This is a genomic window from Devosia sp. (assembly GCF_035944845.1).
Taxonomy (GTDB): domain Bacteria; phylum Pseudomonadota; class Alphaproteobacteria; order Rhizobiales; family Devosiaceae; genus Devosia_A.
Genome location: NZ_DASZAW010000008.1, coordinates 35,165 through 53,263 on the forward strand (window position 1 = coordinate 35,165; position 18,099 = coordinate 53,263).

Sequence of the window (18,099 nt, forward strand, 5' to 3'; positions counted from 1 at the left end):
GTCCGCAGTAGTCAGAATATGTCGCGTAGCGCTTAGGCTGGTTCAGCAGGGCTGTCCACCTTCGGACGATGTTCCACGTGAATCCGCGGTGCTACCCGAGGAGCCGAGCCACCGCAGCGACCGAGATGATCCCAGCGACCTCTTCCCCAGTGAGCTGGCGGCCCAGTTCCGCCTCCAGCTCGAGGACGAGGCGGGCGTGGGCGAGACTGGACCAGGCGGCGAGACTGTTCATGTCGTCGTTCACGGACACGCTGGCCTGGATGTCGAGAGCCCGGGCAACCAGCCCGGCGGCGCGAAGCTCAGAGCTCATGATGATCTTCCCCCGGTGCGACCCAATCCTTGCGGCGCAGTTCCATCTCCACTGCCGGCCGGCCCCGGCCGGTCGCTGGATCGGGGTTGTGCGTCGTACTATTCCCGATAGCCCTAAAGCCGAGCCGGCGATAGTTGAAGATGGAGGGTGCGTTGCGGGCGTCGATCGTCGCGACAAACCGTTCGGTGCCATGGGCGAAGAAGTGGCTGAGCATCCGCGCGCGCACCTCGACCACAACACCCTGTCCCCACCAGGCCCGATCGTGGATTGCCACGTGGCAATAGGCGACAGACCCGTCGCGCCGACGCACGACCACGTGCAGCCCGATGACCTCGCCGCTGGCCTTGCTGACAATGGCATGAGCAAAGCGCGTGCGGCCGTTGGGACGCGGCCCGCGAAACCACCATTGCAGCAGGGTATACGATCGGGGCGACTGGAACAGCCCTTCGAGTAGCTCCGGGTCGCGCCGCCACCCTCGCGTCCAGAAAAACGCCTGTAGTCGCCCGCAGCGACGCAGATGAAAACGTTCGGTTTCGAGGTCGCAATCGAGCTTGCTGCGTCGGCCCATACGGTCGGTCACCCCCCGCCACTGAAGTAACGCAGCGCACCGGCTCCGGCAAATCCCTCTGCCGCACTCGGACGTCAGGTTCGGCCGCCGGAGTTTGCCCCCGGCGGCCGTCTTCGTTACTGGTCGCGGAGCTTGACCAGATCGTTCATCAGGCCCGCCGTACCGTTGTGCACGGTCAGGCGCTCGACCTTGCCGGCGATTTCCGACAAGGCCTCGAGCTCCTTGAGCCGCAGCATTACCGGGTTCTCTGCCATTACCCGCGCGGTGTTGAGCAGCGAACGGGTGGCGTTCGTCTCCTCACGCCGACGGATGACGTTCGCCTCGGCTTCCTTCTCGGCCGCGACAACCTTGTTGAGGATGTCGCGCATCTCACCCGGCAGCACCACGTCCTTGACCGCGATGTCGCCGACCGAAAGACCGATCGCCGCCATGTCGGCGCGCACGCGCTCCACCGCCTCGACCTCGGCGGTCACCTTGTCGGCGAGGATTTCATCGAGGCTCTTGGCACCCAGCGACTTGCGGAACGCAAACTGCAGGGCGCGGTAGAGCGCATCGGCGAAATCCTTGACCGAGGTCGCAGCCTTCACCGCATCGACCACCCGGTATTCCGCGGCGAGGTTCACCCGCAGCGTGACGCGGTCGCGGGTCAGCACTTCCTGGCCGGTCACGTCGAGCGACTGACGGCGAAGATCGATGATCTTCACCGAAGCCTTACGGGCGACGGCCCAGAACATCGCCGCACCCGCCTCGAGCTCGCGGACGAACTTGCCGTCGACGAACAGCAGGCCGACATGGCCTTCGGCAACATCGACAGCGGTGACGAGGCCGAGCCGCGCCACGCCGGACAAACGCTTCTGTAGCGCCACCGGCACGGCGAGGTCCTCGGCGATCTCGACCCGCTCGGCGGTCCACGGACCGGCTTCGGTCCAGTATACCTCACGCTCCTCCGGCTTCAGCACCGCATGGAGGCGCTTGTCGCGAGACACGACCACCACCTCGTCGGCACCGGCGCGAATCTCGGTCAGGTACCGGCCCGCCACCTCAGCGTGGTCGCGGAACAGCGCCTTGTCGTAGCTCGAGACGAACTCCGGACGTGCGAGATCGTGCCACTCGATCTCCAGCCGGCCGCGGTCAGCCCGCAGCACGTGCTCGCCCGGGGTGAGGACCCCATGGAACTTGCCCTTGTACAGCGCAATGGCGCGCTGGTTTTCCTTGACGATCACGCGCGAAACACCACGCACGCGATCCAGAATTTCGATCACCATGGTTAGTCCTCCTTCAAACGCCTCTAGGTCATGACCCGAGTTCGTCCTTTCACTTGTCTGGGCCCGATAGGGCCCGGTGGTTCGCGGTCCCGCACCGTGCAAGACCAGTCGAATGGCAGATGAGGTTCCGGGGCGGCCGACCGACGAGAGTAGCGAGCAGGCCGGCGAGCGGGATGTCGATGGGAATGGCGAAGCCGTGGCGCAAACGGGTGCGCGGGCTGGGCCAGAACCATGTTCATCCTTCAGCCGGTGCCGGAGCACCCCTCGAAGGGCGGTTCCGGCTTTGGCAGCGCGGGCTGTCGCCTCTGCTGCCGCGGCCGATCCCACGTGGACCGGCCCCAGAACCCTTAGTCTCAGTAACCAGCACCCTAAGCTGGCGGCCCTGGTGAAGGACCGTGATGGAGGGAGTCGAACCCTCTACCCTCAGATTATCAGTCTGATGCTCTACCCAAATGAGCTACATCGTGGAGCACATAGCGGGATTCGAACCCACGACCTCCGGATCGCTCCGGTGCTCTGCCAGGCTGAGCTACATGTGCGGTCCCGGTTCCAGTGGCCGGCGGTACACGGGGAGGCAAAGCCATCCGCGCCAGGCGAGAGCTCACGAGCTCGACCCTTTGCCAGTCACCGGCACGTCGCCGGGGAGCGGGCGTTTAGGCCCGTTGCTGATGCCAGGCAAGCATTACTTCGAGGCGTAATTATTGGTACGGTTGTTTTGCGATATTTTTGCAACAACACGGGGCTGCGTACTTGCCGTTACGCAATGATGGCAGACTATTTCAGCCGGCGCATAACTTCGTTGCTGAGAAAGCTCAAGTCGTCCGGCGCGAGCCGGCCGATATCGCGGGCCAGGCGGTTGGCAAGCTCGGTGGCTTGCGGCGACATGCCCGCAGTGTCGATGGTGATCTTCGGGTCGCTCATCTCGGCGAGGCGCTGCAATTCCTCGGCATCGTCCCAGATGACGTTGAAATAGGCGATGATCTTCTGCAGCAGCGCGAAGGTCGGCTTGCCGCGACGGCCATGCTCCAGCGCGCTGAGATAAGCGCTCGAGACACGCAGTGCCTTTGCCATGTCCTTGAGGGTCAGCCCGCGCTCTTCGCGCATGGCGCGCAGTTTGAGGCCCAGTGGTGTCATCGGTAATCGCGCTCCCGCCGGAGACGAACATAGAAGGCCCCGTCGCCCCCGTGGCCCTGCGCCGCGGTGTCCCAGCCGGCAACCAGCGGCGCCAGGTTGGGCTCGGTCAACCAGACCGGCAGCATGGCACGCAGCACGCCGCGCTCGACGATCACCGCCGCATCGTCGCCGAGCTTTTTCAGCCCCTTGCCGGTGATCACCAGCAGCGTGCGGTCGCCGCGGGCGGAGCGCGCGTGGATGAAACGGGTGAGCGCCGCATGCGCCTCGACCTGGCGCATCCCGTGCAGGTCGATGGTGCCGTCGATTTCCTCGCGACCGCGCTGCAGCCGCTGCTTGAGATTGGGCTCGATTCCGCCTCGCGGCACCTTCCGGCCGGGCCGGCCATCGGATTGATATGGCGCCATAGCAGGCAGCAGACGGTGCCGTTTGGGGGTAGGCGCGGGCGCCGGGATCGGCAGCGGTTCGGCATCGAGGTTGACGATGGGCCGCTGCGGCCGGAGCGGCGCTACCGTCTGCGACACTTCGAGCCAAAGGTGCCAGTCGGGGAGCTGGCCCTTTCCATCCGACCGGCGCTTGGCCATCGCATCGCCCCCGAGCGTGGCCTCTTATTCGAGCTGGCTGGTGGCGACGAGCTTCCAGTTGGGATCGCGCGATTTGGGGTTGCGCGCAAAGGTCCATTCGTCGGCGATGTTGGTAACCTGGTCGGCATTGCCCTCGAGCAGGTTGCCGTCCTTGTCGCGCGTGGCCGAGACCACCTCGGCATGGAAACGAATGGTGACATTGGCAGAGCGTTTGTCGAGTTCGGCATCCGAGATCTCGATCTTGGGCAAGCCGACAAAGGTAAAATCGACCTTCTGGCCGGCGGCCTCGCGATCCTTGATCACCCGCTCGAAGCCATCGTAGACGTCCTTTTCGAGCAGGTTCTTCAGGGTCTGCCGGTCGCCCGCGGCAAAGGCCGTGACGATCATCTCGTAGGCGGACTTGGCGCCTTCCATGAAGCTCTTGGGCGAGAAGCTGCCATCAGCATCGGCAATCGCCTTGAGCCCGGCTGCCACCTTGTCGTCGCCATGGGCGAACTGGGTGATCTCGGCTTCGAGCTTGCGGGCGGCGCGGGCCTGATCCTCGTCGGTTTCAGGGGCCGGGCGCGGACGCATCTGCACGACGTTCTCCTCACCTGCCTTCACCGGCGCGGCCTCGCGCTGGCGCTGCAGCGGCGTGCGCTCGCGACCGGTGCGGGTGCCCAGCACCTGACGCAGGCGGAACAGCACGACGATCGCCAAACCAATGACGATGAGCGTGGGGATATCGAAGAATTCATCCATCGGACGTGCTACTCGCGCCAGAGAAAGGGGGCGTCTGGCTCGCGGAGCCAGGAATGTGCCCTATATATAGGGAAACGCTCAGCCGGAAACCAGTTCACGTTTGGCTGAGGGGCCCGCCGAGGCCTTTATGACGCAGCGCTTTCGAAAGGGTTACCCATTGGGCCGCCTGTTGTTCCTGTTCTTTCTGCTGGTGCCGCTGATCGAGATCGCCTTTTTCGTGGTGATCGGCAACGCCATTGGCCTGTGGCCGACACTGGCTGGTGTGGTGCTGACGGCGCTGATCGGTTCCCTCGTCATCCGCATGCAGGGGTTGTCGCTGCTCAACGAGATGCGCTCGACAGTCGGGCGTGGCCAGTTGCCGGCCCGCGCGCTTGCCGATGCGATGATGATCGGCCTTGCCGGCCTGCTGCTGCTGTTGCCTGGCTACTTTTCCGACCTCGTCGGCATCCTGTTGCTGATCCCGCCGGTGCGTTCGGCGATCTACGCCTACCTCAAGTCGCGGGTGACAGTGGTGACCACCACGGGCGGGGCCGGACCCGGCTTCACCCAGCGGCGTGTCGATGACGGCACGATCGACCTCGATTCCGATGAGTGGCGCCCGCGCTGAGGCCGCAATGCTTGTGGCTCGGGGCCAAAGGTGCTAGCCAGCCGGCCACCGAAAGCTCGAGGAATTTTCGACTATGGCTGACCAGACCCCGCCCGAGGCAGCACCCGCGAACGCCAGCACGGCGCCCAGCTACAGCCTCGTTGGGCAGTATACCCGCGACCTGAGCTTCGAGAACCCGGGCGCGCCCGGCTCGGTGATGCTCGGCGGCAGCAACCCGAACTTCACCGTCGGCATCAATGTCGGTGTCAAGAAACAGGCTGATGACCTCTACGCCGTCGAGATCAGCCTCAACGCCAAGGCCGAGCGCGACAAGACGGTGCTGTTCAACGTCGAGCTGGTCTATGGCGGCGTGTTCCGGATCAAGAACGTGCCCGAGCAGCAACTGCCGGCCCTCCTGATGGTCGAATGCCCGCGGATGATCTTCCCGTTCGCCCGTCATGTGCTGGCCACCATCGTCCAGCTCGGCGGCTTCCCGCCGCTGATGATGGAGCCGGTGGATTTCCAGGCACTCTACATCCAGAACGTACGGAACCTGCAGGCGCAGCAGGCCGCAAACGCGCAGCCGAACTAGTTTCGCTCAGGCCGGTTGGTGCCAGTGCGCACCGTGCTGGCCCTACCCGCCGTGTCATCCCCGCGAAAGCGGGTATCTCCGTTCGAGATGGTACCGCAAGTAAGGAAACAGAGGTTCGGGCTTTTGCGGGAATGACCCGGTCGCTGTGGCACGGCGATAGCTTAGGACGCATCGGCGTTCGTCTGGGCCTAGCCTACTCGGCCGCTACCTGCTCCGTGGGATAGTTACTCCACAACGCGTCGGCGCCGAGCGTGCCCAGAAGTTTCAGATGTGCGGCGAACTCCATGTCGCTGAGGCGCGACGGCAGCGGGACCGGCCGCTGCCGTGCCGGCGCGATAGTGACAGTGATGCCGCTCTCGATATGGGTGTCGGCAACCAGCGCCAGCGCCACCTGCCGGCCACCGATCAGCTCCAGATAGACGTCGGCGAGAATCTCGCTGTCGAGCAGTGCGCCGTGCAGCACGCGCTTCGAATTGTCGATGCCGTAGTGCTTGCAGAGTGCATCGAGGCTGACGCGGGCGCCCGGATGGCGCTCGCGCGCCACCATCACGGTATCGATCACCTCGTTGGTGAGGCTCGGGCGGCCCAGCCTTTCGAGTTCGTAGTTGAGAAAGCCCATGTCGAACGGGGCGTTGTGAATCACCAGCGTCGCGTCGCCGATGAACGCGAGGAAGCCATCCACCTCGGCCCGGAACAGCGGCTTGTCGCGCAGAAACTCCGTCGACAGCCCGTGCACCCTGAACGCCTCGTCGGGCACATCACGCTCGGGATTGAGGTAGATGTGAAAGTGCCGGCCGGTCGGGATGTGGTTGATCAACTCGACGCAGCCGATCTCGACGATGCGGTCGCCGGTCACCGGCGACAGGCCGGTGGTTTCTGTATCGAGGACGATCTCGCGGGTCATCTGGCCTGAGCTTGTTGACGCAGCCTCTGCACCAGCTCGACGGCCGTCTGCCGGGTCGTTGCGATGGTGCTGGAGGTGTCGATTATGTAGGTGGCGCGTTTCACCTTTTCAGCCTGCGGCAGCTGTCGGGCAAGGATGGCGTCGAGCTTTTCCACCGTCATCCCCGGCCGCGCCAGGGCGCGCCGACGCTGCTCGGCTTCGTCGACAGTGGTGACGATGATGGCGTCGAGCCCCCAATCGACGCCGTTCTCGAACAGCAGCGGGATATCGACCACCGCCATGGGTTCACCGCGTGCGGCGGCATCGGCGAGAAACTCCCGGATCCGGGCCCGGACCAGGGGATGGACGATCGCTTCCAGTTGCCGCAGTCGCTCGGGGTCGCCGAGCAGTTGACGGCTGAGCTTTTCCCGATCGATGACGCCGTCGACGGTGACCCCGGGAAACGCTGCCTCGACCGGCGCGACCGCAGCGCCACTGTAGAGCTCATGCACAGCCTCGTCGGACGAAAAGGTCGGCACGCCAAGCTCGGCGAACACCTTGAGGACAGTGGACTTGCCCGTGGCGATCGAACCGGTGAGGCCCAGCTTCAGCATCAGAGCGTCGCCTCGACTTTTGCCCGCAATGCCGGCGTCACCGCCGGGCGGACGCCGAACCAGGCCTCGAAGCCAGGAATTGCCTGGTGCAGCAACATGCCGAGGCCATCGACGGTTTTTAGCCCAAGCGCCCGCGCGTCGGCGAGCAACGGGGTCACCAGCGGGACGTAGACGATATCGGTGACGAGCGCTGTGCCGGGCAGCAGCCGCAGGTCGAGATCGTCAAACCGGGTATCGTGCATGCCGATCGAGGTGGTGTTGACCACGAGGCCGGCCGCGCCAGCATAGTTGGGATAGTCGGCGAGGGCCCCCGGCACGAACGGGCCGGGGATTTCCTTGGCCAGCGCTTCGGCTTTCTCGGTTGTGCGATTGAGCAGCACGATTTCGGGGACACCCTGTTCGCGGAGCGCCACGAGGATGGCGCGCGCTGCGCCGCCGGCGCCGAGCACGATGGCGCGTTCGAGCCCCTGGGCCCAGCCAGGGGCGTTCTGATCGAGATTGCCGAGAAAGCCCATATAGTCGGTGTTAAACCCATGGATGCGGCCGTCAGGCTGACGCACCAGAGTGTTGGCCGCGCCGATGGTCTTGGCCAGTGGGTCGACGCTGTCGCAGAGGGCGAACACCGCTTCCTTGTGCGGAATGGTGACGTTGCCGCCGGCGAACTCGCCTTGCCGCAGTCGCTCGACGAAAGCGGGCAAGTGCTCGGGCGCTACGTCGATCGCTTGGTAGCTGCCGGCGATGCCGTGCTCGGCAATCCAACTGCCATGGATCAGCGGCGAGCGCGAATGCTTGATCGGATGCCCGATGACGAAGGCTTTTTTCACGTGAATCACTGGCTCAGGGTTTCAGGCGCATGCTGACGCAGGGCCTGGAGCAGAGGCAACAGCGGCAGGCCCAGAATGGTGAAATAGTCGCCCTCGATCTTCTCGAACAAGCGGATCGACGGACCCTCGAGCCGGTAGGCTCCGACCGACCCCAGCACCGCCCCACCCTCGAGGGCGAGGATCAGATCGCGCTCTTCGCTATCGAAACGGCGCATCGTCAGGACCGCTGTCTCGGTGCCCGACCAGAGCAGCCGACCATGACCGGCAAGCGCCAAGCCGGCATGCAGACGGTGTGTTCTACCCGCCAGCCGATCGAGTTGTGCTGCCGCGGCTGCAAGGTTTTCCGGTTTGTGCAGCAGTTCCCCCGCGCAGGCCAGCACCTGATCGGCGCCGATAACGATGTCCGTGGGCGACGCCGCAACGGCCAGGGCTTTGGCTTCGGCGAGGCGACACGCAACCTGCCGCGCATCGCCGCCTTTCCCCAGCACTTCGGCTTCGAGGCGGCGCTCGTCGATTTGCGCTGGACTCGTTTCGAATCGTAGCCCGGCGCCCGCCAACAAGGCCTTTCGCGTAGCGCTCTGGGAAGCGAGTATCAGCATCGGTCCGGTTTTCCACACTGTCCTTGTTCACTCAAGTCCAGCGGCGGTGGAAAAGCCACAAGCGACGAGACGGGGCTGAGTTCTCCCCGCTGGGACGAGATCCTTCAACAGCTCGAGCGCACCGAACCGTTAACGGAAGCTTAATGTGGGCAATGGGGATAACCGCTTGCGGCTTCGCCCCGGTCATCAACAACCTCGTTAACCGATCGTTAGCGATTGTGACATGGTTAAGACTTAGTGAATCAGGCGACTCCCGATGCCTTCTGCTTCGTTCACCGTTCTCCATCCACAGCCTCAATCACCCGCTGCGCCGCGCGCTTCTGTCGCCGCAACTTCCGTTGTGGGTAAAGCGGAATTCCTGCAAAACACCGCCATGATAATGATGATTAAGAATCTAGATTCTTTTGGATTGGTAGGACGATGACCGAGACGCCGGTGCTTAAACCGCTGCTCGAGACGGTGCTGGGACGGCGCCAGCAGCGCCTGCCGATCTGGATCATGCGACAGGCCGGGCGCTACCTGCCGGAGTACCGTGAGCTTCGCGCCAAAGCCGGCAGCTTTCTCGACCTCTGCTACAATCCGGAATTGGCTTCGGAAGTGACGATGCAGCCATTGCGGCGCTTCGATCTCGACGCTGCGATCCTCTTTTCGGACATTCTGGTGATTCCCGATGCGCTCGGCCAATACGTGCGCTTCGAGGCGGGCGAAGGACCGTTACTCGAGCCCGTGACGATCGACACGATTGGTCGGCTCAATCCCGAAGGGGCTTTGGAGAAGCTCAGCCCGATCATCGAGACCGTCCGCCGGGTTCGTGCTGGCCTTGCTCCGGACAAGGCCCTGATTGGCTTCTGCGGCTCGCCCTGGACGGTTGCGACCTACATGATCGGCGGGCGGGGTTCCACCGATCAGGCAGCCGCTCGCGTGTTCGCCCTGACTGAGCCGGAGGCGTTTGGCAAGCTCATCGATATCCTCGTGGAAACCAGCATCGCCTATCTGGCGGCGCAACTGAGGGCCGGCGCCGATGTGGTGCAGCTGTTCGAGAGCTGGGCACTCAATCTCGACGAAGTGGCGTTCCGCAACTGGGTGATTGGGCCGAACCGTCGGATCGTCGAGGGGTTGCGAAAGCTCATCCCCGGCGCGCCGGTGATTGGCTTCCCGCGCGGCGCCGCAGGCAACCTGCCGGCCTATGCACAGGCAACCGGCGTCAATGTGCTTGGGCTCGACTATGCAATGCCGCTGGGTTTTGCCGGCGAGCTGCCGGCGGGCCTGGGGGTGCAGGGCAATCTCGATCCGCTTCGGCTGCTGGCGGGTGGCGAGCAGATGGACAATCGGGTGCGTGAAATCGTTGCGGCATTCCGCGGACGACCGCACATCTTCAACCTGGGGCATGGAATCGTGCCGGAAACGCCGATTGCGCATGTCGAACGGCTGATTGCCGTGGCGCGGGGAGCCTGAAACGATGGAATGGGTCAAGGCGCTGCACATCCTGTCGGTGATCGCCTGGATGGCGGGGATGCTCTATTTGCCGCGGCTGTTCGTCTATCACGCCGATGCCGAGAAGGGCGGCGTGCAGTCGGAAACCTTCAAGGTGATGGAGCGCCGGCTCTATCGCGGTATCACCACGCCGGCGATGATCGCCACCTGGGTGTTCGGCTTGTGGCTGGCCTTCGGCTTCGGCATCGTCGATTTCAGTCAAGGCTGGATGTGGCTAAAGGCGGTGATGGTGATCCTCCTGAGCGGCATCCATGGCTTCTACGGTCGGATACTGCGCGACTTCGCCAACGACCGGAATACCAGGCCGGCGAAGTTCTTCCGTGCCATCAATGAGGTGCCGTTTGTCATCGCCATCGTCATCGTGATTTCCGTGGTGGTGAAGCCGTTCTGAGCGCCACCGTGAGCAGCTGTTGTTCCACGTGAATCCGCATTCCGCTTGAATGTGGCGAAGCTTTTAGCTATCTGAAGCGCACTGCCTGATCGATGGGCGCCTCCCCGGCGCTTTCCGGGCGAACCCCCCTCTCCGTACATTCCCGCCACTTACGATTGCCCAAGGGTCTTCCGCGCAATGGAAAATATGAAGCTCAGCGAGCTCAAGGCCAAAACGCCTGCCGAATTGCTTGAATTCGCCGAGACTTACGAGGTCGAGAATGCCTCGACCATGCGTAAGCAGGAACTGATGTTCGCCATTCTCAAGGAGTTGGCGGCGCGTGAAGTCGACATCACCGGCGAAGGCGTGGTGGAAGTCCTGCCCGATGGTTTTGGTTTCCTCCGTTCTCCTGACGCCAACTACCTGCCAGGTCCCGACGACATCTACGTTTCGCCCTCGCAGATCCGACGCTTTTCGCTCAGGACCGGCGATACGGTCGAAGGCCAGATCCGGTCTCCCAAGGAAGGCGAGCGCTATTTTGCGCTTCTGAAGGTCAACACCATCAATTTCGAGGACCCTGAGAAGGTCCGCCACAAGATCAACTTCGACAACCTGACGCCCCTCTACCCCGACGAGCGCCTGCGGCTCGAGCTGCCGGACCCGACCAACAAGGATAAGAGCGCCCGGATCATGGATCTGGTGGCGCCGCTCGGCAAAGGCCAGCGCGCTATCATTGTAGCGCCGCCGCGTACCGGTAAGACCGTATTGTTGCAGAATATTGCACAATCCATCGCCACCAATCACCCGGAATGCTACCTGATCGTGCTGTTGATCGACGAGCGGCCGGAAGAAGTCACCGACATGCAGCGTTCGGTGCGTGGCGAGGTCATCTCGTCGACCTTCGACGAGCCGGCATCGCGCCACGTCCAGGTCGCTGAGATGGTGATCGAGAAGGCCAAGCGCCTTGTCGAGCACAAGCGCGACGTGGTGATCCTGCTTGATTCGATTACCCGTCTCGGTCGTGCCTACAACACCGTGGTGCCGAGCTCGGGCAAGGTGCTGACGGGTGGCGTCGATGCCAACGCTCTGCAGAGGCCGAAGCGCTTCTTCGGTGCGGCGCGCAATATCGAAGATGGCGGCTCGCTCACCATCATTGCGACGGCGTTGATCGATACCGGTTCGCGCATGGATGAAGTCATCTTCGAAGAGTTCAAGGGCACCGGCAACTCGGAAATCGTCCTTGACCGCAAGGTGTCCGACAAGCGCGTGTTCCCGGCGATGGACGTCACGAAGTCGGGTACCCGCAAGGAAGAGCTGCTGGTCGAGCCGGATATCCTGAGGAAGATGTACGTGCTGCGCCGTATCCTCAACCCCATGGGCACCGTCGACGCGATGGAGTTCCTGATGGACAAGATTCGTCAGACCAAGACGAACTCCGATTTCTTCGACTCGATGAACACCTGATCGAGCATCTTCGGATGCCTGCCAGCAGATCCGCAAACACGATGTCCCCGCGAAAGCGGGGATCTCTGTTTTGGAGGGCGTGGTGCGCGCCGGAAACGGAAGTTCCCGCTTTCGCTGGCATGACCGGGTGGTGGAAAGGGTGGCATGCGTAGCGATGATACGATCGTCGCGCTGTCCTCAGGCGCTGTGCCCTCTGGTGTCGCGGTCATCCGCCTATCGGGACCGATGGCAGGCACGGTACTGAGCGACATGCTCGGCGCCCTGCCCCGCCCGCGGCAGTTGAAGCTCGCTGATATAAGGATTGGTGACGAGACTCTCGATCGTGGTCTCGTGGCCTGGATGCCCGGTCCGCAGAGCTTTACCGGTGAGGATTGCGCCGAACTGCAGGTGCATGGCTCGCCGGCGGTGGTGCGGGCGCTGCTGCGGAAGCTCAGCTCACAACCCGGCGTCAGACTGGCTGAGGCCGGGGAATTCACCCGGCGCGCGTTCGAGAACGGCAAGCTCGACCTGGTCGAGGCGCAGGGTCTTGGCGATCTGATCGAAGCCGAAACCGAGAACCAGCGAGCGCTCGCCTATGCGCGGCTTGAAGGCGGTCTGACCCGACAAGTCGAAGGCTGGCGCGAGCAGTTGCTCGATCTTCGCGCCGAGATCGAGGCGCAGATCGACTTTTCCGATGAGGGCGACGTCGGCGCGCTGCCGCCGAGCTTTGGCGCCGAGGTCGAGGCGTTGCGTGACGCAATCGGGGACGTGCTGGCCACCCGCGGCCAGGGTCGGATCCTCCGCAGCGGCTTCCGGGTGGTGCTGGCTGGCCCGCCAAATGCCGGCAAGTCGAGCCTCCTCAATGCCCTCTCCCGTTCGGATGCCGCAATTGTCTCCGACGAACCCGGCACGACGCGGGACCTCAAGGAGGTACCCCTCGATATCAAGGGGCAGTTGATCATCTTGGTGGACAGCGCCGGGATCCGCGACACAGCCTCGAAGGCCGAGGCGATCGGTGTTGAAAGGGCAAGGCAGGCCATGCTCAGTGCAGATCAGGTGCTGTGGTTGCGAGCGCCGGACGTCGATGGCGAAGGGGCGGAGCCACCGGCGCTCGCAGGGGAGTCGGGCCGTCAGCCACCGATAGCGGTCATCGGTACGAAAAGCGACCTCGGTCCGGTTGCGGGTGCCGACCTTGCTGTCTCGGTCGCCACCGGTGCGGGTATCAACACACTGCTCGAGCGGCTCCACGAGGCATCAGGTGCCGGCTCGGTCCAGGCATCGGACCTGTTGGTCAGTCATGAGCGCGATGGTGAGGCCCTGGTGGCGGCGGTTCTTAGCCTTGGGCAGGTGGCGGGGCACCTCGAAAGTTCCGAGCTGGCTGCCGAGGACTTGCGGCAGGCGTCCTTCGCCCTCGAGCGTTTGCTCGGCCGGATGGATGCGGAATCGGTGCTGGACCGCCTGTTCAGCGCGTTCTGCATCGGCAAATGATTCACGTGGAACATTGCCGGCGGTGCCCGGACGTTGATTCACGTGAAACATTGGACTAGACCCGCCGCTCCAAAGGATTTCCCAGAGATGAGCGACTTCGGCGTCATTGTTGTTGGTGGTGGACACGCGGGGAGCGAGGCAGCTGCGGCCGCGGCGCGGCTCGGCGTGCCCACGGCGTTGATCACCCATAAGCTCGCAACCATCGGCGAGATGAGCTGCAACCCGGCCATCGGCGGTTTGGGAAAAGGCCACCTGGTGCGCGAGATCGACGCCATGGACGGGCTGATGGGGCGGGTCGCCGACGCGGCCGGTATCCAGTTCCGTGTACTGAACCGAAGGAAGGGCGCCGCGGTTCGTGGTCCCCGGGCCCAAGCTGATCGGAAGCTGTATCGCCAGGCTATGCAGGCGGCCATCCTCGGCCAACCCAACCTCACCGTGATTGAGGGTGAGGTCGATGATCTGATCGTCACCGACGGCCGGATTGCTGGCGCGGTTCTACTCGACGGTCGTCACTTCGGCGCCAAGGCCGTCGTGCTGACCACCGGTACCTTCCTTCGTGGCCTGATCCATCGCGGCGAGGAGACGGTGCCGGCAGGCCGCGTCGGCGAGAAACCGGTGCTCGGGCTGTCGACCCGGCTCGAGGCGCTGGGGCTGACCCTTGGCCGGCTGAAGACCGGCACACCGGCCAGGCTCGATGCAACCTCGATCGACTTCTCCGGCCTCGAAGAGCAGCGCGGCGATGATCCGCCGGAGCCGTTCTCGGCGCTGACGACGGCGATCACCACGCGACAGATCAGCTGCTATATCACCCGGACAACATCCGACACCCACCGGATCATCTCGGACAACCTGCACCGTTCGGCCATGTATTCCGGCCGGATCAAGAGCCGCGGCCCGCGCTACTGTCCTTCCATTGAAGACAAGGTGGTTCGCTTCGCCGACCGTGACAGCCACCAGATTTTTCTTGAGCCCGAAGGGCTCGATGACAACACGATCTATCCGAACGGCTTGTCGACTTCGCTACCAGCTGAGGTGCAGGAGGCGTTCCTCAAGTCGATGCCCGGGCTGGAGAATGTGCGGATCATCCGACCGGGCTACGCGATCGAGTATGACTATGTCGATCCGCGCGAGCTCCGGCCAACGCTGGAACTGCGGCGACTGCCCGGCCTCTATCTGGCCGGTCAGATCAACGGCACCACCGGCTATGAGGAAGCTGCCGCGCAGGGCCTTTATGCAGGTGCCAATGCCGGCCTTGCAGCGAAGGGTGCCGGACTGCTGCAGCTGTCGCGGACCGAGAGCTATCTGGGGGTGATGGTCGACGACCTGGTGACCCGCGGCGTCAGCGAACCCTACCGGATGTTCACTTCGCGGGCCGAGTTCCGGCTGCACCTGCGGAGCGACAACGCCGACCAGCGGTTGACCCGGATCGCGGCGGCCGTCGGCCTTGTCGGTGAAGAACGGCAACAGCACTTCGAGGAGCGCTCTGCGGCGCTGAGCGCGGGCCGGGCGACACTCGATCGACTGCGGACTACGCCCACGGCTGCACGCAAGGTCGGCCTGGCAGTCAACGCGGATGGCCATGAGCGCAGCGCGTTTGAGCTGCTGTCCTATCCGAATGTGGAGGCGGACAATCTGGTGCCGCTATGGCCCGAGATTGCCGAGATCGCGCCTGACATCCTCGAGCAGCTGACCGTCGATGCGCAGTATGCGGTTTACCTGCAGCGCCAGGAGGCCGATATCGCTGCGGTAAAGCGTGACGAGAGCCGCGCAATTCCGGATTGGCTGGATTACGCCGCCCTGCCGGGGCTCTCGATGGAGATGCGCCAGAAGCTTGGACAACAAAGGCCTGCGACGATCGCCCAGGCGCAGGCCATTGATGGCGTCACGCCGGCGGCGATCACGCTGATTCTGTCGGTGGTACGGCGCGGTAGCCTGCGTCAGGCGGGTTGATGGGCGACCTTGCGGCCTACTCCGAGGGATTTACTCGCCCGGAAGACGCCGTTCGGCGGGACCTGGAATCGTTTGCTGCGCTGTTGAAGAAATGGAACGCGGTACAGAATCTTGTTTCACGTGAAACAGAGACTGCCCTGTGGTCGCGCCACGTGCTGGATTCACTACAGGTCCTGCCGTTACTCCGACCGACGGATGAACTACTCCTCGATGTTGGCTCAGGCGGCGGCCTGCCGGCCCTGCCGCTGGCAATCGCCCTCAGGGGTGGCCGGGCACGCTTCACCTTGGTGGAGCCGATCGGCAAGAAGGTCGCGTTTCTCAGACAGGTTATCCGGGAACTCGGCCTTGCGGCAGTGGTGCATGCCGGTCGCACGGACAGCTTTGATTCACGTGAAACACTCGGCGACCGTCTCGGGTTTGATGTGATCACCTCCCGAGCACTGGCCGCCCTGCCGCTGCTGCTGGAACTTATCCACCCCTTCTTCGGGCCGGAAACCCGCGCGATCCTGCATAAGGGCAAGGATCATGCTGTGGAGGTCGAGGAAAGTCGTTTGGCGTGGGAGTTCGACGTGGTAGTAATCAAGAGCGCCACCGACGAGGCTGGCGTGTTGCTGGAGATCAGCAATTTGCGACGGAAATCAACTCGTTAGCGGAAACGCTCGGAGGCCGTGCCTTGGCTCCTCGAATCCTGACCCTCGCCAATCAGAAGGGTGGGGTCGGCAAGACCACTACCGCCATCAACCTCGCGACTGCGCTCGCCGCGATTGGCGAACGGGTGCTGATCGTCGATCTCGACCCGCAGGGCAACGCCTCTACGGGCCTTGGCATTTCGCGCACCGACCGTGACGTGTCGAGCTACGACCTGTTGATGGGCGACGCCAAGGTGGCCTCGGCGGCGGTGATGACCAGCGTGCCGAATGTGGCGATCGTTGCCTCGACACTGGATCTGCTCGGGGTGGAACTGACCATCGCACAACAGGCCGATCGCGCCTTCCGGCTCCGCGATGCGTTCCGCGCCATGAACGACCTCACGATCAATGGCCAGGCAGTGAGCTATGTGCTGATCGATTGTCCGCCGTCGCTCAACCTCCTCACAATCAATGCGCTGGTGGCTGCGGATGCGGTTCTGGTACCCCTGCAATGCGAGTTCTTTGCGCTCGAAGGTCTGAGCCAACTGCTTCAGACCATTGAGCAAATTCGCTCCACCCTGAACCCGCGGCTGTCGATACAGGGTGTTGTAATGACGATGTTCGATCGCCGCAACAACCTCAGCGAGCAGGTGCTTGCGGATGTGCGGTCGGAAATGGGAACACTCGTTTACGACACGGTGATACCGCGCAATGTGCGGCTGTCGGAGGCCCCTTCTTACGGCAAGCCGGCGCTGCTCTACGACCTGAAATGTGCCGGCAGCCAGGCCTACCTGCGCCTCGCTACCGAAGTGATCCGGCGTGAGCGTCAGCTCATGGCCGCATGAGGAAGTTGGAATGAACGAGAAACCATCACGGCTCGGGCGCGGTCTCGCGGCGCTGATCGGCGACATGGCGACGATGGAAGGAGCGCGGCTGGCTGACGGCAGCAGCTCGAAGCGCCTGCCGGTCGACTTCCTGATTGCCAACCGCGCCAACCCGAGGCGGGATTTCGACCCGGACCAGCTGGAAGAATTGACCAGCTCGATCCGCGAGAAGGGCGTGATGCAGCCGCTGCTGGTCCGGCCGACCAATGATCCGAACCAGTTCGAGATCATTGCCGGCGAGCGCCGCTGGCGCGCCTCGCAGCGCGCCGGGCTCAACGATGTACCGGTGATCATCCGCGACGTCGACGACAAGGAAGCGCTTGAGCTGGCGATCATCGAGAACGTCCAGCGCGTCGATCTCAATCCGCTCGAAGAAGCAATGGGTTACGGCCAGTTGATCGAGCAGTTCGACTATACCCAGAACGACTTGGCACAGGTGATCGGCAAGTCCCGCTCGCATGTCGCCAATACGCTGCGCCTGCTGAAACTGCCGGACGACGTCCGTGGCATGCTCAAGAGCGGCGAGTTGACGGCTGGGCACGCGCGCACGCTGATCACGGCCGAAGATCCGGTGGCGCTGGCAAAGCGCATCGTCGGTGGCGGGCTCTCGGTGCGCGAAGCGGAAGCGCTGACGCAGCGCGAGATCAATGCGCCGAAGAAGAAACCGGCAGCGCCCGAGCAGAAGGACGCCGATACGGCGGCCCTCGAGAAGCGTCTGTCCGATGTGCTCGGGCTGCATGTGGCGATCGACCACAAGGACCAGGGCGGCCGGCTAGAGATCCGTTATCGGACGCTCGAGCAGCTCGATGGGATTTGCATGAAGCTGACCGGGTACGGGGTTTAGCCGGCGGCTTAGTGTTTCACGTGGAGCGGCAACGTTGGCAAAGATGGCGCCCAGGGCGCCCCTTTCATTTGCGGCGTGCCTGGCTGGGATGTTGAACGAGGTCTCAGCGCGTGTGGCGCCCCTCACCCTAACTCTCTCCCCAGAAGGGCGAGGGGACGCACTTTGCACCGGCCGTGCCACAACGCCCCCTCGCCCCTCTGGGGAGAGGGCCGGGGTGAGGGGCGCCACGCGCACTGATCTTGAGAGCTTGACGGCGTCCTGGCGGTCCCGCGCCCGCGTCACCATCGTTGCCAATCGAGC

20 protein-coding genes and 2 tRNA genes are annotated in these 18,099 nt (G+C 63.8%); 10 read left to right on the plus strand and 12 right to left on the minus strand.

Annotated elements, in window-relative coordinates; genetic code table 11:
* Positions 1-91: 91 nt before the first annotated feature.
* The 8 genes from VGV07_RS01525 to VGV07_RS01560 form a co-directional block, all read right to left on the minus strand.
* Positions 92-310: a hypothetical protein gene (locus VGV07_RS01525; RefSeq protein WP_326866922.1), complete on the minus strand. Its 219-nt coding sequence runs from the start codon at positions 308-310 to the stop codon at positions 92-94.
* Positions 300-890 (minus strand): GNAT family protein, encoded by a 591-nt coding sequence (locus tag VGV07_RS01530; RefSeq protein ID WP_326866923.1) that lies wholly within the window; start codon positions 888-890, stop codon positions 300-302. The genes VGV07_RS01525 and VGV07_RS01530 overlap by 11 nt, the downstream gene beginning before the upstream one ends.
* Before the next feature lie 104 nt (positions 891-994).
* On the minus strand, positions 995-2,143 hold the full coding sequence (locus VGV07_RS01535) for a slipin family protein (RefSeq protein WP_326866924.1): 1,149 nt from the start codon (positions 2,141-2,143) through the stop codon (positions 995-997).
* Between the two features lie 396 nt (positions 2,144-2,539).
* Positions 2,540-2,607 (minus strand) — tRNA-Ile (locus VGV07_RS01540).
* Position 2,608: 1 nt separating this feature from the next.
* Positions 2,609-2,682 (minus strand) — tRNA-OTHER (locus tag VGV07_RS01545).
* 235 nt (positions 2,683-2,917) lie between these two features.
* Entirely contained in the window at positions 2,918-3,277 is a 360-nt protein-coding gene (locus tag VGV07_RS01550; RefSeq protein WP_326866925.1) for a helix-turn-helix transcriptional regulator, read from the minus strand.
* A complete protein-coding gene (locus tag VGV07_RS01555) occupies positions 3,274-3,858 on the minus strand; it encodes a Smr/MutS family protein (RefSeq protein ID WP_326866926.1) in 585 nt (194 codons plus the stop codon). Before VGV07_RS01555 ends, VGV07_RS01550 begins: the two co-directional genes overlap by 4 nt.
* A gap of 24 nt (positions 3,859-3,882) precedes the next feature.
* A complete protein-coding gene (locus tag VGV07_RS01560; protein ID WP_326866927.1) occupies positions 3,883-4,599 on the minus strand; it encodes a Tim44/TimA family putative adaptor protein in 717 nt (238 codons plus the stop codon).
* Positions 4,600-4,726: 127 nt separating this feature from the next.
* Here VGV07_RS01560 and VGV07_RS01565 point away from each other — a divergent pair, with 127 nt between their 5' ends.
* Both VGV07_RS01565 and secB read left to right on the plus strand, forming a co-directional pair.
* Positions 4,727-5,206, plus strand: a complete 480-nt coding sequence (locus tag VGV07_RS01565) for an FxsA family protein (RefSeq protein ID WP_326866928.1) — start codon at positions 4,727-4,729, stop codon at positions 5,204-5,206.
* A gap of 73 nt (positions 5,207-5,279) precedes the next feature.
* Positions 5,280-5,777: a protein-export chaperone SecB gene (secB, locus tag VGV07_RS01570; protein ID WP_326866929.1), complete on the plus strand. Its 498-nt coding sequence runs from the start codon at positions 5,280-5,282 to the stop codon at positions 5,775-5,777.
* A 193-nt stretch (positions 5,778-5,970) separates the two neighbouring features.
* Here the strand turns inward: secB and dnaQ are convergent, their stop codons facing one another.
* The 4 genes from dnaQ to VGV07_RS01590 are packed head-to-tail and all read right to left on the minus strand — an operon-like array spanning position 5,971 to position 8,697.
* Positions 5,971-6,681 carry a DNA polymerase III subunit epsilon gene (gene dnaQ, locus VGV07_RS01575; RefSeq protein WP_326866930.1) on the minus strand — a complete coding sequence of 237 codons (711 nt, stop codon included), beginning with the start codon at positions 6,679-6,681 and terminating at the stop codon, positions 5,971-5,973.
* Positions 6,678-7,274, minus strand: coding sequence for a dephospho-CoA kinase (gene coaE, locus VGV07_RS01580; protein WP_326866931.1), 597 nt, complete (start codon positions 7,272-7,274; stop codon positions 6,678-6,680). Before coaE ends, dnaQ begins: the two co-directional genes overlap by 4 nt.
* A complete protein-coding gene (locus VGV07_RS01585; protein WP_326866932.1) occupies positions 7,274-8,107 on the minus strand; it encodes a shikimate dehydrogenase in 834 nt (277 codons plus the stop codon). Before VGV07_RS01585 ends, coaE begins: the two co-directional genes overlap by 1 nt.
* Complete coding sequence (locus VGV07_RS01590; protein ID WP_326866933.1) at positions 8,104-8,697, minus strand: Maf family protein; 594 nt, start codon at positions 8,695-8,697, stop codon at positions 8,104-8,106. The genes VGV07_RS01585 and VGV07_RS01590 overlap by 4 nt, the downstream gene beginning before the upstream one ends.
* Before the next feature lie 420 nt (positions 8,698-9,117).
* On the opposite strand from VGV07_RS01590, the gene hemE reads away from it, so the two are divergent.
* The 8 genes from hemE (at position 9,118) to VGV07_RS01630 (ending at position 17,799) form a co-directional block, all read left to right on the plus strand.
* Positions 9,118-10,152: a uroporphyrinogen decarboxylase gene (hemE, locus tag VGV07_RS01595; RefSeq protein WP_326866934.1), complete on the plus strand. Its 1,035-nt coding sequence runs from the start codon at positions 9,118-9,120 to the stop codon at positions 10,150-10,152.
* 4 nt (positions 10,153-10,156) lie between these two features.
* The gene (gene hemJ, locus VGV07_RS01600) at positions 10,157-10,582 is read left to right on the plus strand and encodes a protoporphyrinogen oxidase HemJ (RefSeq protein WP_326866935.1); all 426 of its coding nucleotides are present in this window, start codon (positions 10,157-10,159) and stop codon (positions 10,580-10,582) included.
* A 177-nt stretch (positions 10,583-10,759) separates the two neighbouring features.
* Complete coding sequence (gene rho / locus VGV07_RS01605; RefSeq protein WP_326866936.1) at positions 10,760-12,025, plus strand: transcription termination factor Rho; 1,266 nt, start codon at positions 10,760-10,762, stop codon at positions 12,023-12,025.
* 144 nt (positions 12,026-12,169) lie between these two features.
* Positions 12,170-13,492, plus strand: coding sequence for a tRNA uridine-5-carboxymethylaminomethyl(34) synthesis GTPase MnmE (gene mnmE / locus VGV07_RS01610; RefSeq protein WP_326866937.1), 1,323 nt, complete (start codon positions 12,170-12,172; stop codon positions 13,490-13,492).
* 87 nt (positions 13,493-13,579) lie between these two features.
* Positions 13,580-15,442 carry a tRNA uridine-5-carboxymethylaminomethyl(34) synthesis enzyme MnmG gene (mnmG, locus tag VGV07_RS01615; RefSeq protein WP_326866938.1) on the plus strand — a complete coding sequence of 621 codons (1,863 nt, stop codon included), beginning with the start codon at positions 13,580-13,582 and terminating at the stop codon, positions 15,440-15,442.
* Complete coding sequence (gene rsmG / locus VGV07_RS01620; protein ID WP_326866939.1) at positions 15,442-16,092, plus strand: 16S rRNA (guanine(527)-N(7))-methyltransferase RsmG; 651 nt, start codon at positions 15,442-15,444, stop codon at positions 16,090-16,092. Before mnmG ends, rsmG begins: the two co-directional genes overlap by 1 nt.
* Before the next feature lie 23 nt (positions 16,093-16,115).
* Entirely contained in the window at positions 16,116-16,916 is an 801-nt protein-coding gene (locus tag VGV07_RS01625; RefSeq protein ID WP_326866940.1) for a ParA family protein, read from the plus strand.
* Between the two features lie 10 nt (positions 16,917-16,926).
* On the plus strand, positions 16,927-17,799 hold the full coding sequence (locus tag VGV07_RS01630; protein WP_326866941.1) for a ParB/RepB/Spo0J family partition protein: 873 nt from the start codon (positions 16,927-16,929) through the stop codon (positions 17,797-17,799).
* The last annotated feature ends 300 nt before the right edge of the window (positions 17,800-18,099 follow it).

Excerpts from the sequence above, each read along its gene's own strand:
- VGV07_RS01565 (WP_326866928.1), top strand. The coding sequence starts at position 4,727 with ATGACGCAGCGCTTTCGAAAGGGTTACCCATTGGGCCGCCTGTTGTTC.
- mnmG (WP_326866938.1), top strand. The coding sequence starts at position 13,580 with ATGAGCGACTTCGGCGTCATTGTTGTTGGTGGTGGACACGCGGGGAGC.
- dnaQ (WP_326866930.1), bottom strand. The coding sequence starts at position 6,681 with ATGACCCGCGAGATCGTCCTCGATACAGAAACCACCGGCCTGTCGCCG.
- VGV07_RS01550 (WP_326866925.1), bottom strand. The coding sequence starts at position 3,277 with ATGACACCACTGGGCCTCAAACTGCGCGCCATGCGCGAAGAGCGCGGG.
- mnmE (WP_326866937.1), top strand. The coding sequence starts at position 12,170 with ATGCGTAGCGATGATACGATCGTCGCGCTGTCCTCAGGCGCTGTGCCC.
- rsmG (WP_326866939.1), top strand. The coding sequence starts at position 15,442 with ATGGGCGACCTTGCGGCCTACTCCGAGGGATTTACTCGCCCGGAAGAC.
- VGV07_RS01555 (WP_326866926.1), bottom strand. The coding sequence starts at position 3,858 with ATGGCCAAGCGCCGGTCGGATGGAAAGGGCCAGCTCCCCGACTGGCAC.
- rho (WP_326866936.1), top strand. The coding sequence starts at position 10,760 with ATGGAAAATATGAAGCTCAGCGAGCTCAAGGCCAAAACGCCTGCCGAA.
- VGV07_RS01525 (WP_326866922.1), bottom strand. The coding sequence starts at position 310 with ATGAGCTCTGAGCTTCGCGCCGCCGGGCTGGTTGCCCGGGCTCTCGAC.
- secB (WP_326866929.1), top strand. The coding sequence starts at position 5,280 with ATGGCTGACCAGACCCCGCCCGAGGCAGCACCCGCGAACGCCAGCACG.
- VGV07_RS01560 (WP_326866927.1), bottom strand. The coding sequence starts at position 4,599 with ATGGATGAATTCTTCGATATCCCCACGCTCATCGTCATTGGTTTGGCG.
- hemJ (WP_326866935.1), top strand. The coding sequence starts at position 10,157 with ATGGAATGGGTCAAGGCGCTGCACATCCTGTCGGTGATCGCCTGGATG.
- coaE (WP_326866931.1), bottom strand. The coding sequence starts at position 7,274 with ATGCTGAAGCTGGGCCTCACCGGTTCGATCGCCACGGGCAAGTCCACT.
- VGV07_RS01535 (WP_326866924.1), bottom strand. The coding sequence starts at position 2,143 with ATGGTGATCGAAATTCTGGATCGCGTGCGTGGTGTTTCGCGCGTGATC.
- VGV07_RS01590 (WP_326866933.1), bottom strand. The coding sequence starts at position 8,697 with ATGCTGATACTCGCTTCCCAGAGCGCTACGCGAAAGGCCTTGTTGGCG.
- VGV07_RS01630 (WP_326866941.1), top strand. The coding sequence starts at position 16,927 with ATGAACGAGAAACCATCACGGCTCGGGCGCGGTCTCGCGGCGCTGATC.
- hemE (WP_326866934.1), top strand. The coding sequence starts at position 9,118 with ATGACCGAGACGCCGGTGCTTAAACCGCTGCTCGAGACGGTGCTGGGA.